Here is a 12,527-nt window from a genome sequence, read left to right as displayed (position 1 = left end):
CAAGTCTCAAGCTACACGCGTATCGACGCCGGGCTGTACTTGGGGCTTGCGGCTTTAAGCGTGAGGCTTTGTTATGACCGATTTCCTCGCCTTGGCCCAGCCAGGCGTACAGCAGTTGTCGCCCTATGTGCCAGGCAAGCCGGTGGATGAGTTGGCCCGTGAGCTGGATCTGGATCCGGCCAGCATCGTCAAGTTAGCCAGTAACGAAAACCCGCTGGGCCCCAGCGCCAAGGTGCTGGAGGCCATTCGCAATGAGCTGGCCGAGCTGACGCGTTACCCCGATGGTAATGGCTTTGAGTTGAAAAGCCGCTTGGCCCAGCGTTGCGCTGTGCAGATCAATCAGGTCACTTTGGGCAATGGCTCCAACGACATTCTTGATCTGGTCGCCCGCGCCTACCTAGCGCCAGGCCTGAATGCGGTATTCAGCCAGTACGCCTTTGCCGTCTACCCGATTGCTACCCAGGCCGTGGGCGCAGAGGGCAGGGTGGTGCCGGCTAAAGACCATGGTCACGACCTAGAAGCCATGCTTGCCGCCATCGATGGCAATACCCGTGTGGTATTTATCGCCAACCCGAACAACCCGACCGGCACTTGGTTTGGCCCTGATGCACTGGAGCGCTTTCTCGTCCGTGTGCCGGCGAATGTGCTGGTGGTGCTGGACGAGGCCTATATCGAATACGCCGAAGGTGATGAACTGCCGGATGGCCTCAAGTACCTTTCGCGGTACGAAAATCTACTGGTTTCACGCACTTTCTCTAAAGCCTACGGTCTGGCATCACTGCGGGTGGGTTACGCGCTTAGCTCGGCGCAGATTGCCGACGTGCTAAACCGTGTGCGCCAGCCGTTCAATGTAAACAGCCTGGCTCTGGCAGCGGCCTGTGCCGCGCTGGACGATGTTGACTATCTGGTGCAAAGCCGCCAGCTCAATGATGCAGGCATGGCGCAGCTTGAAGCAGGCTTGCGCGACTTGGGGCTGGATTGGATTGCGTCCAAGGGCAACTTTATTGCCGTGGATTTTGGCCGTGATACGGCTGCAATCAACCAGGCATTGTTGCGCGCCGGGGTGATTGTGCGGCCGGTGGCGGGTTACGGTATGCCGAATTTTCTGCGTGTATCGATTGGCTTGCCGGCTGAAAACGCCCGTTTCCTTGAGGCCCTGGCTGAGGTGTTGGGCGCGTGAGTGATTCGAGCGCTGTTGTCACTCCGCTGCAATCTGCCACGCCTAAGCTCGGCCGCCTGGTGGTGGTTGGGCTCGGCTTGATCGGCGGTTCTTTCGCCAAAGGGCTGCGCGAACTGGGCTTGTTTCAAGAGGTGGTCGGGGTTGATCTGGATGCTGAGTCACGGCGTCTGGCTGTTGAGTTGGGCGTGGTTGATCGCTGTGAGACTGACCTGGCTGTTGCGTGTCAGGGCGCTGCGGTCATTCAAATGGCCGTGCCCATTCTGGCCATGGAAAAGTTGCTCGGTGAACTGGCTAAGCTTGATTTGGGCGATGCGGTAGTCACCGATGTGGGCAGCGCTAAGGGCAATGTGGTGCGTGCGGCGCGCCTGGCCTTTGCTGACCGGTCAGTGCGCTTTGTTCCGGGTCACCCGATAGCCGGTTCTGAGCAAAGCGGTGTTGAAGCGGCCAATATTGAGTTGTTTCGTCGGCATAAAGTGGTGCTTACGCCCAGTGAGCAGAGTGATGATGCGGCCTTGGCGCTGATTGACAGCCTGTGGCGCGAGCTGGGTGCGGATGTCGAGCATATGGCCGTCGAGCATCATGATCAGGTGCTGGCAGCGACCAGCCACTTGCCGCACTTGTTGGCATTTACTCTGGTGGACTCACTGGCCAAGCGCAGTGAGAACCTGGAGATCTTTCGTTACGCTGCCGGTGGTTTTCGCGATTTCACGCGGATTGCCGGCAGTGATCCGGTTATGTGGCATGACATCTTCCTCGCTAATCGCGAGGCGGTGCTGCGCACGCTGGACGTATTTCGCGACGATCTCGACGCCTTGCGCGACGCGGTTGACGCAGGGGACGGGCATCAATTGCTGGGCGTATTCACGCGCGCCCGCGTTGCTCGTGAGCATTTCGGCAAAATTCTCGCCCGTAGGGCCTATGTGGACGCTATGCACTCGAACGATCTGATTTTTCTGGCTAATCCTGGCGGTAAACTCTCCGGACGTATCCGTGTTCCGGGCGACAAATCCATCTCGCACCGCTCAATCATGCTGGGTTCGCTGGCAGAAGGCGTTACCGAGGTTGAGGGTTTCCTTGAGGGTGAGGATGCTCTGGCAACCATCCAGGCGTTTCGCGACATGGGCGTGGTCATCGAAGGTCCGCACCATGGTCGAGTAACTGTGCATGGCGTTGGCTTGCGTGGCCTTAAAGCGCCACCTGGTCCGATTTATTTGGGTAATTCGGGCACCTCGATGCGCCTGCTTTCCGGTCTGCTCGCCGCACAGTCTTTCGACACGACCTTGACCGGCGATGCCTCGCTGTCCAAGCGTCCAATGAACCGCGTAGCCAAGCCGTTGCGCGCCATGGGTGCAATCATTGAGACCGGCCCTGAAGGCCGTCCGCCTTTGACAGTTCGTGCCGGCGGCATCTTGGGTGGTATGACCTATGAAATGCCGATGGCCAGCGCTCAGGTTAAATCCTGCATGCTGTTGGCGGGTTTGTATGCGGCAGGTTCGACCACGGTGATTGAGCCTGCGCCAACCCGTGACCATACCGAGCGAATGCTGCGTGGCTTCGGTTATCCGGTTACGGTCGAAGGTAACTCGGCGACTGTGGAGTCGGGTCACAAGCTGATCGGTACGCACATCGAAGTGCCAGCCGATATTTCTTCGGCAGCTTTCTTCCTTGTGGCTGGCAGCATCGCCGAGAACTCCGAACTGCTTCTGGAGCATGTTGGGGTCAACCCGACGCGCACCGGTGTTATCGATATCCTCCGATTGATGGGCGGCGACATCACTCTGGAAAATGAGCGTGAAGTCGGTGGCGAGCCAGTGGCGGATATTCGTGTGCGCAGTGCCAAGCTCAAAGGCATCAATATCCCGGAAGATCTGGTGCCGCTGGCTATTGATGAGTTCCCTGTATTGTTCATCGCCGCTTCAGTCGCAGAAGGCCGTACCGTGCTGCGTGGCGCTGAAGAGCTGCGGGTCAAGGAGTCTGATCGAATTCAGGTGATGGCTGACGGCCTGATTACCTTGGGCGTCAAGGCTGAGCCAACGCCGGACGGCATCATTATCGAGGGCGGCAGCATCGGCGGCGGTGAAGTGTGGGCGCACGGCGATCATCGCATTGCCATGGCTTTCAGCGTGGCTTCGCTGCGCGCTACTGCGCCGATCCGCATTCATGACTGTGCCAACGTCGCTACCTCGTTTCCTAACTTCCTCGCGCTGTCGGCTCAGGTTGGTCTGCGTGTTAGCGAGGAGGGCAAGGCATGATTGTCGCGCCGGTTATTACCATCGACGGCCCAAGCGGTTCGGGTAAAGGCACTATCGCCGGCTTGCTGGCTAAGCAGTTGGGCTGGAATCTGCTGGACTCAGGCGCGCTTTATCGTCTGCTGGCGTTTGCTGCGGGTAATCATGGCGTCGACCTGACCAATGAAGAGGCGATGAAGTTGCTCGCTGCTCATCTGGATGTCCAGTTCATTGCTGCCGGCGATGGTCACGGCCAACGCATCATTCTGGAAGGTGAAGAAGTCACCGATCTGATTCGTAACGAGCAGGTCGGAGCCGGCGCCTCGTTGGTGGCGTCGCTGCCTGCGGTGCGCGATGCGCTGCTGCAGCGGCAACAGGCGTTCCAAGAAATGCCAGGGTTGGTCGCCGATGGTCGCGACATGGGGACAGTGGTTTTCCCCGATGCGCCGTTGAAGGTTTTCCTCACCGCCAGCGCCGAGGAACGTGCCCGTCGCCGCTACTTGCAGTTGAAGGCCAAAGGCGATGATGTTAATCTCGCGAGTCTTCTTGATGAGATTCAGGCGCGCGACGAGCGTGATACTCAGCGTGCAGTGGCTCCGCTCAAACCGGCGGCCGATGCAATTCAGCTGGATTCAACTGAACTCTCAATTGAAAAAGTGCTTGAACGAATTCTCAGTGAAGTCGCTAACCGCGACCTCGCTGGATGACCAGAGCCCCAGCTGCTTAAGCTGGCCGGCTCGCCAAGGAAGCTTGCGGGGATCCCAGTCCTAGACCCGATTGCTTCTTTTTATATAAACGTACCCACATTGTCTGGAGTGTGGTTTGGGCGGATTCCCTGCCCTGAATCAACAGGAATTAAAATGAGCGAAAGCTTTGCTGAACTGTTTGAAGAAAGCCTAAAAACCCTGAACCTTCAGGCTGGCTCAATCATCACCGCTATCATCGTCGATATCGATTACCAAGCTGGTTGGGTAACCGTTCACGCTGGTTTGAAGTCGGAAGGCCTCATCCCGCTGGAGCAGTTCCACAACGACGCTGGCGAATTGACCATCAAGGTTGGTGACGAAGTTCACGTTGCGCTGGACGCGGTTGAAGATGGCTTTGGTGAAACCAAGCTGTCCCGTGAAAAAGCCAAGCGTGCTGAGTGCTGGATCGTTCTGGAAGCAGCTTTCGCCGCTGAGGAAGTGGTTACGGGCGTTATCAACGGTAAGGTTAAGGGCGGCTTCACAGTCGACGTTAACGGCATCCGTGCGTTCCTGCCAGGTTCCTTGGTCGATGTCCGTCCAGTGCGTGATACCACTCACTTGGAAGGCAAAGAGCTCGAATTCAAAGTTATCAAGCTGGACCAGAAGCGCAACAACGTTGTCGTTTCCCGTCGCAGCGTCCTCGAAGCCGAGAACTCCGCAGAGCGCGAAGCGCTGCTGGAATCCCTGCAGGAAGGTCAGCAAGTTAAAGGTATCGTTAAGAACCTCACGGATTACGGCGCATTCGTCGATCTGGGTGGCGTCGATGGCCTGCTGCACATCACCGACATGGCTTGGAAGCGTATCAAGCATCCGTCCGAAATCGTCAACGTTGGTGACGAGATCGACGTTAAGATCCTCAAGTACGATCGTGAACGCAACCGTGTTTCCCTCGGCCTTAAGCAGCTGGGCGAAGATCCATGGGTTGCCATCAAGGCGCGTTACCCGCAGGACACCCGTGTTACTGCGCGCGTAACCAACCTGACCGACTACGGCTGCTTCGCAGAGCTGGAAGAAGGCGTGGAAGGCCTGGTGCACGTATCCGAAATGGATTGGACCAACAAAAACATCCATCCTTCGAAAGTCGTTAACGTCGGCGACGAAGTGGAAGTTATGGTTCTGGATATCGACGAAGAGCGTCGTCGTATCTCCCTCGGCATCAAGCAGTGCAAAACTAACCCGTGGGAAGATTTCTCCGGTCAGTTCAACAAGGGCGACAAGATCTCCGGTACCATCAAGTCGATCACTGATTTCGGTATCTTCATTGGTCTGGATGGCGGCATCGACGGCCTCGTTCACCTCTCCGACATCTCCTGGAACGAAGTAGGCGAAGAAGCTGTTCGCCGCTTCAAGAAGGGCGACGAGCTGGAAACTGTGATCCTCTCTGTTGATCCAGAGCGCGAGCGCATTTCCTTGGGTATCAAGCAGCTGGAAGAAGACCCGTTCTCCGACTACGTTGCTGTTAACGATAAAGGCACCATCGTGCGCGGCATCGTTAAAGAAGTTGACGCCAAAGGCGCCATCATCACCCTGGCCGATGGTATCGAAGCAACTCTGAAAGCCTCTGAAATCAGCCGTGACCGCGTTGAAGACGCGCGTAACGTTCTGAAAGAAGGCGAAGAAGTAGAAGCCAAGATCATCAGTGTTGACCGTAAGAGCCGCGTAATCAGCTTGTCGGTTAAGTCGAAAGACGTTGAAGACGAAAAAGAAGCAATCCAGAGCCTGCGCGATAAGCCAGCCACCTCCGACATTGCTGCGGGCCCGACCACCCTTGGTGATCTGCTCCGCGCGCAAATGGAAAAGCAGAACTAAGTTCAGCCAATCCAGAAAAAGGGCGACTTCGGTCGCCCTTTTTTGTGCCTGAAATTCGCTAAGGTGTTGTTTTATAGGCTGTTCAAATTGGTTCAGGCATGCTAAAACCGTTCTATCTAGTGATCTAGCCGCTTGAAAAAGAAGGGAAAACCATGACCAAGTCGGAGTTGATCGAGCGCATCGTCACCCATCAGGGGCAGCTCTCATCAAAGGATGTCGAGTTAGCGATCAAGACCATGCTGGAGCAAATGTCGCAGGCGCTGTCGACCGGTGATCGCATCGAGATTCGCGGCTTTGGTAGCTTCTCGTTGCACTACCGTGCGCCGCGGGTAGGGCGAAATCCCAAGACTGGCGACTCCGTTAGCTTGGACGGCAAGTTTGTGCCGCACTTCAAGCCGGGCAAAGAGTTACGTGATCGAGTGAATGAGGACGAGTAAGAGGCTTTTCAGTCGTTACTAGTCCGTGGCGCTGCTAATCCCTGTTGCCTGAGCAAGAAAGCCCATCAATGCCAAGTTTTAAGTGGCGCTTCGAGCAATTTTCAGCTTATTGGGTTTTTGTGAAGCTTTTCGTTTGTCCTTAGCTGTGGCTGGGATGCTTAATGCTGATCTCGATGCATCTCTATTCACGGGTATGTACCTCCTTATAAAAGGCGAGCTCTCCAAAAGCTACGAATTCAGATTGTGTGCTTCTCTCGCTGGGGGTAGTCCTGAGACTATTTGATGTCGGGTTATCTATAGCATCTGGGTACTAGTGTATTTTCATTGCGGCGAAGAAGGTCTGAGCGATGCAGGGATGTACCTATGTGTAAAATTTCAAGTGCTGCGCCTGTGGGAATTGTTGGGTAGGCATGGCAAAATGCCTGAGTGAGCTCAAGGTGGCTGGTTAGGCGGTGCAGTATCAATAATAACGAGTCAGCGCTTATTAGGTAGCGAAAACGCGCACGGGGCAGTCAGTTTGGCTGGTCCAAATAACGTATACCCATGCCATTTACATGGTATGCCTTGGGCGATTGCCATCCAAGCAGCCAGTCTCACCCTGTTCAAATAATCATTTTTTCAAAATATGGATTTACAGTGACCGAGCAAACATATCAACGCCAAGCCAGTGATGATGAGATCGACCTTGTTGAGCTATTTCAAAGCCTGTGGGCGCAAAAATGGTTGATGATCCTTGTGACTTTATTGTTCGCAGTGGCTGCAGCCTCGTATGCATTTCTCAGTAAGCCCGTTTATGAGGTGAGCGCTACCGTGTTGCCGCCATCTCTTAGTGATATTGCCGGTTTCAACTTGGGTAGAACTGGCGAAAATAATGGCGGGTTAGAGCCGTTTTTAATTGATGATGTGTATGCCGTGTTCACTCGAAATTTACAGTCGGATAGATCGCTGCGTAAATTTTTTAAAGAGTTTTATTTGACGTCTTTGGATGATACTCAGCGCCTTGGATCTCAATATAATATTTATAGAGAATTTAAAGATAAATTCAGTGTGAAGGCTGTGGATAAAAATCAGCCTGAACGTTATTCGATTGTTATTGAACATTATAATCCTGAATTGGCATCAGCTTGGGCTAAGCAGTATATCGATCAAGTGGCTGAGCGGTCGTTAGATGAAATGTTGCTGAATGCTGATCGCGAACTTGCTGTGCGAGCACGTAATATTCAGCAGCAGATAAAATCAGAGCGTGACAGTGCCAAAGCTCGTAGAGAAGACCGTACAGTTCAATTGCAGGAGGCACTAACCGTTGCCGATACGATAGGGTTCGTCAATCCTCCCGTTGTTAATACTGAGCTCTCCGCCTTTATGGATGGCAGTTTGATGTATATGCGGGGTTCTAAAGCATTGCGTGCAGAGTTGGAGGTTTTGTTGGCGCGAACGTCAGATGATCCGTTTATTCCAGTGCTGCGTGATCTCGAAGCAAAATATCAGTTGTTTGCCGGTGTTAGTCCTGAGCCGAGCAATGTTGCCGTTTTCCGTCAAGACGGTGATATCGAGGTGCCAGATCAGCCCATAAAGCCGAAGAAGGCGCTGATCGTAGCGTTGGGCATCGTACTAGGCGGTATGTTGGGCGTGTTTATTGCGCTGATTCGCGTGATGTTAATAAACCGTTCGACTATGAATACTTTGAAAAAGACCTACTGAGTTATGGAGAGCTTTCCAGGGTCCACTTTCTGGTTTTTATGATGAAGCATAGGGCCTTTGCGGATTCTGAGCACCTTACTTAAGCGGCACACCATAAGTTCCACCATATCTAGGTTGATAGATGTGTGGAAGAACTTGATTGGCTTGATCAAGCTGCAGTCTCTAGGTTGAAGGTATTCGTCCTGCTTGCATGCTTCTGCTGGTTCAATTACTGCGATCAGGTGATGGTGGGGCGCGATATGAAACGATCCACTTGCGCCAGTAGTTTTTGAGGTGAGTTTGGAGTGTATAGCTGACACTGATCACCACTCCCAGCTTCCATCGTGTGCGGAGAGCGTGCTAGCTGCTGGAATCATTGCGGTGGTAGAGGGCTGTCTGTCTTTTTACGCATCGATGGCTGTAAGAAGCTCGATAAGAATAGTGAGCTACACAAATGCAAACGCAAGATTGACAAAACACAAACCTAGGTGTGCGTGAGGTTCGAGCTAGTTTCGCGTTATGGCGGTTTGGCTATACTTAAATGCACTCCGTGACTGATGAGCAGCAATGCATCAGTTGATGTTGTAATTTGCACTGTCAAATCTGTGAATGGCTCGCCGACATTTACTCGCAAACTTGGGGTATGTTCGATTCATTAAATTAGTGAGTGTCTGTGCGTAAAAAGCTATTAATTTTAGTGCTGCATCAGTCATGTTGTTTAAGTGGGCTATAGTATGTGTGTTAATTTGAGTTTTATATAAGATACTATAATCGTAGTCAGGGCAAGTGATGTCTAAAGTAGTGGTGCGCTTTGCTAATGTAATACTTCGGGGTGCGACGCTCTCATGCAAGTTTTTACTTATTTTTATGTTGGCAAGCTACTTGGATCCTACGGATCTTGGGTTGTATGGTTTATTGGTCGTGTCCATTGATTTTGCAGTATTTGTGGTTGGTGTTGATTTCTACACATATTCAAATCGTGAGTTAATCAAGCGCGGGGTTGGGGATTGGGGGGATATATTTAAAGCTCAAATTTCAGTGTCGCTTTTTATGCTTTCATTAGTAGTGCCTGTTTTTGTTTTTGTTTTTGTTTTTGAGTTTCTACCTTGGGGTGTGTTTAATTGGTTTATTCCATTATTAGTCGTAGAGTATTTCGCTCAAGAGCTGAATAGGGTTCTGGTTGCTATATCAAAGCAGTTTATTGCTAGTGTTGTACTGTTCGTGCGTTCAGGGGTGTGGGTGGTTGCTGTTGCGCTGATGTTGTATTACGAGCCAGCTACTCGGAATTTAGATGTTGTTTTGTCTTTTTGGTTTTTTGGAAGTTTATTCGCCTGTATTGTCGGGGTTTCAGTGGTTTGCAAGCAGGAGGTTAAAGGGTGGGTGCGCCCCATAGATTATAGCTGGGTTAAGCTTGGGCTGTGGGTGGCGTTCCCATTCTTGCTTTCAACATTGGCCTTGCGGGGTATTTTTACTGTTGATCGCTACTGGATGGAGAGTCTTTTGGGGTTGGAAGCGCTAGGGGCTTATGTGCTTTTTATCGGTATGGCAAATGTAGTTGTCTCTTTTTTGGATGCGGGAGTGTTTGTTTTTATCTATCCGGGTCTTATTAAAGCGCACGAAGAAAATAATAGTGAAGCCTTTCGTTTATTCATGCGCAAGTTAATAGTTCAAGGTTTTGTTGTTGGTGTTTCTTTAAGTTTTGCTTTGTATGCGGTGCTGGGTGTGGCTATCGATTTTATTGATAAGCCGATTTTTATAGCGTATGAGTGGATGTTTCCTTGGATTATGCTGGCTAATCTTATCTATTGCTTGGGGATGATTCCTCAGTTCGGGCTTTATGCGCAAGGTTTTGATAGGGACATTGTGCGCAGTCAAGTCGTTAGTTTTGCAGTATTTTTATTTGTGGTTTATTCGGTTTCAAATATAAGTCCCGAGGCAGCTGTAATTGTAGGGTTGATTTGCTCTTTAAGTGTTGGTGCCGGGTGGAAGGCAGTGATGTATTTTACAAAGACTCCACAAAATTATCGAATTATTTAATATTTACTTATTAAGGAGGATATATATTTCTCCTGGAGGCTTCGTAATGGATGCTATGCTTAATCTGATAGGTCGTGATGTACCCCTGTTTACGGCTGACATGGTCTCCCGTGAAGATGAGTTGCATGAAATTGTTTCGCGGTCACGCTTTTTGGTGTTGGGTGGTGCGGGCTCAATTGGCCAAGCGGTTACAAAAGAAATTTTTAAACGTAATCCGCTAAAGCTTCATGTTGTCGATATTAGTGAAAACAATATGGTTGAGCTGGTTCGGGACATTAGGAGTTCGTTCGGGTATATCGATGGCGATTTTCAAACCTTTGCGTTGGATATTGGCTCGGTTGAGTACGATGCTTTTGTTAAGGCAGATGGTCAGTATGACTACGTTTTGAATTTATCTGCGCTCAAGCATGTTCGCAGTGAAAAAGATCCATTCACGCTGATGCGTATGATAGATGTTAACGTCTTTAATACTGATAAAACCATTCAGCAATCGATAGACTCAGGTGTTAAAAAGTATTTTTGTGTTTCAACCGATAAAGCTGCAAACCCTGCCAACATGATGGGAGCCTCAAAGCGGATTATGGAAATGTTCCTGATGCGTAAGAGTGAGGAAATTACCATTTCTACCGCACGGTTCGCAAACGTAGCTTTTTCAGATGGTTCTCTGCTGCATGGCTTTAACCAGCGCCTGCAAAAACAACAGCCTATTGTGGCCCCGAACGATATCAAGCGATATTTCGTCACTCCGCAAGAATCCGGTGAGCTGTGTCTGATGTCGTGTATATTTGGTGAAAATCGCGATATTTTCTTTCCAAAGCTCAGTGAGGATCTGCATTTGATCACTTTCGCTGAGATTGCCGTTAAATACCTTAAGCGGCGTGGCTACGAACCTCGCCTGTGTGAAACAGAAGATGAAGCACGGGAGCTGGTTAAAATCTTGCCGCAGCAAGGTGAGTGGCCTTGCTTATTTACCGCCAGTAATACTACGGGTGAAAAAGACTTTGAAGAGTTCTATACAGCGAATGAAGTGTTGGATATGAGCCGCTTCGAGAACCTTGGAATTATCAAGAATGAACCACTCTATAATCAGGAGTTACTGAGTCTGTTTGAAGAACAAATTTCAGCAATGAAGAAAAAGAGCGAATGGAGCAAAGAACAAATTGTTGAGCTGTTCCACAAAATGATTCCGGGCTTTGGACATAAAGAAACCGGCAAGTACCTCGATAGCAAGATGTGAGGCCGCTGTGAGCAAACAACTGATAACATTCATACGAGATCATTTTGGTACCAATGAGTTCATTCCCTTGCATGCACCGGTATTTTCCGGCAACGAGCAAAAGTACGTAGCGGACACCATTACCTCTACCTTTGTATCTAGCATTGGTGCCTATGTAGACCGCTTTGAGCGGGATATGGCCAGTTATACCGGCTCCCCCAAGGCCGTAGCCACTGTGAACGGAACGGCGGCCTTGCACATTGCGCTTAGGCTTGCCGGAGTGGAGGCAGGTGATCTGGTGCTTACCCAGCCGCTTACCTTTGTGGCCACCTGTAATGCCATTGCCTACTGTAAAGCTGAGCCTGTTTTTATCGATGTAGACCGGGACACGCTGGGTTTGTCTGCAAAGGCGATGGAAGCCTGGCTAGAAGATAACGCTAAGTTGGATTCAGAAGGTGTGTGCCGAACCCGCGCAGACAACAAAGTGGTTCGGGCCTGCGTGCCCATGCACACCTTCGGGCATCCAGCGGATCTGGACGGTTTGGTATCTGTAACCCTGCGCTGGAATATCGCATTGGTCGAGGATGCCGCTGAATCTCTGGGCAGCTACTACAAGGGAAAACACACCGGTACCTTCGGTGTGCTGGGTACACTCAGCTTTAACGGCAACAAAATTATGACCACCGGAGGCGGGGGTATGATCCTGGCTGGTGAGCCGTTGGCCGCTCGCGCCAAGCACCTGACAACCACCGCTAAGAAGCCTCATCCCTTCGAGTACATTCACGACGAGCTGGGTTATAACTATCGGTTACCGAACCTGAATGCGGCGCTGGGGTGTGCCCAGCTGGAGCAGTTGGAAGCCTTCATCGAGGCCAAGCGAGCATTGGCTGAGGCCTACGAAGGGCTATTCTCAGGCACGAACCTGGAGTTCGTGAAAGAACCCACAGGTTGCCGCTCGAACTATTGGCTAAACGCCGTTATCTGTGAGTACAAAGCCCACAGAGACGAGTTGCTTGAATCCACGAATCAGCAAGGGGTGATGACTCGGCCCATCTGGACGTTGATGAATCACCTGGCTATGTACCAGAGCTGTCGGCGTGGTGACCTGAGTAATGCGGAGTGGCTGGCAGCCCGGGTGGTGAATTTGCCAAGTAGTGTGGTTATTAGCAAATCTAGCGCTGTCATCTAGCTTAA

9 protein-coding genes are annotated in these 12,527 nt (G+C 51.3%); all 9 read left to right on the top strand.

Translation table 11 applies throughout. The features are described from left to right. Positions 1-73: 73 nt before the first annotated feature. The 9 genes from hisC (at position 74) to D8779_RS19240 (ending at position 12,522) form a co-directional block, all read left to right on the top strand. Positions 74-1,180: a histidinol-phosphate transaminase gene (gene hisC / locus D8779_RS19280; protein WP_136666189.1), complete on the top strand. Its 1,107-nt coding sequence runs from the start codon at positions 74-76 to the stop codon at positions 1,178-1,180. Beyond that, the gene (locus D8779_RS19275) at positions 1,177-3,432 is read left to right on the top strand and encodes a bifunctional prephenate dehydrogenase/3-phosphoshikimate 1-carboxyvinyltransferase (protein WP_136666187.1); all 2,256 of its coding nucleotides are present in this window, start codon (positions 1,177-1,179) and stop codon (positions 3,430-3,432) included. The genes hisC and D8779_RS19275 overlap by 4 nt, the downstream gene beginning before the upstream one ends. Beyond that, positions 3,429-4,115, top strand: a complete 687-nt coding sequence (gene cmk / locus D8779_RS19270; RefSeq protein WP_136666185.1) for a (d)CMP kinase — start codon at positions 3,429-3,431, stop codon at positions 4,113-4,115. The genes D8779_RS19275 and cmk overlap by 4 nt, the downstream gene beginning before the upstream one ends. Positions 4,116-4,268: 153 nt before the next feature. Next, entirely contained in the window at positions 4,269-5,963 is a 1,695-nt protein-coding gene (gene rpsA, locus D8779_RS19265; protein WP_136666183.1) for a 30S ribosomal protein S1, read from the top strand. A 152-nt stretch (positions 5,964-6,115) separates the two neighbouring features. Then, a complete protein-coding gene (gene ihfB / locus D8779_RS19260) occupies positions 6,116-6,400 on the top strand; it encodes an integration host factor subunit beta (RefSeq protein ID WP_090238453.1) in 285 nt (94 codons plus the stop codon). Between the two features lie 543 nt (positions 6,401-6,943). After that, positions 6,944-8,101 carry an LPS O-antigen chain length determinant protein WzzB gene (locus D8779_RS19255; protein ID WP_136666181.1) on the top strand — a complete coding sequence of 386 codons (1,158 nt, stop codon included), beginning with the start codon at positions 6,944-6,946 and terminating at the stop codon, positions 8,099-8,101. 768 nt (positions 8,102-8,869) lie between these two features. Then, positions 8,870-10,117, top strand: coding sequence for a lipopolysaccharide biosynthesis protein (locus D8779_RS19250; protein ID WP_136666179.1), 1,248 nt, complete (start codon positions 8,870-8,872; stop codon positions 10,115-10,117). 46 nt (positions 10,118-10,163) lie between these two features. Beyond that, positions 10,164-11,354 carry a UDP-N-acetylglucosamine 4,6-dehydratase gene (locus D8779_RS19245; protein WP_136666177.1) on the top strand — a complete coding sequence of 397 codons (1,191 nt, stop codon included), beginning with the start codon at positions 10,164-10,166 and terminating at the stop codon, positions 11,352-11,354. Between the two features lie 7 nt (positions 11,355-11,361). Continuing rightward, positions 11,362-12,522: a LegC family aminotransferase gene (locus tag D8779_RS19240; protein WP_136666175.1), complete on the top strand. Its 1,161-nt coding sequence runs from the start codon at positions 11,362-11,364 to the stop codon at positions 12,520-12,522. The last annotated feature ends 5 nt before the right edge of the window (positions 12,523-12,527 follow it).

The organism is Pseudomonas leptonychotis (genome assembly GCF_004920405.1).
Classification (GTDB): domain Bacteria; phylum Pseudomonadota; class Gammaproteobacteria; order Pseudomonadales; family Pseudomonadaceae; genus Aquipseudomonas; species Aquipseudomonas leptonychotis.
Note: the sequence above shows the minus strand (reverse complement) of the source record. Positions and strands in the feature narration are given on the sequence as shown.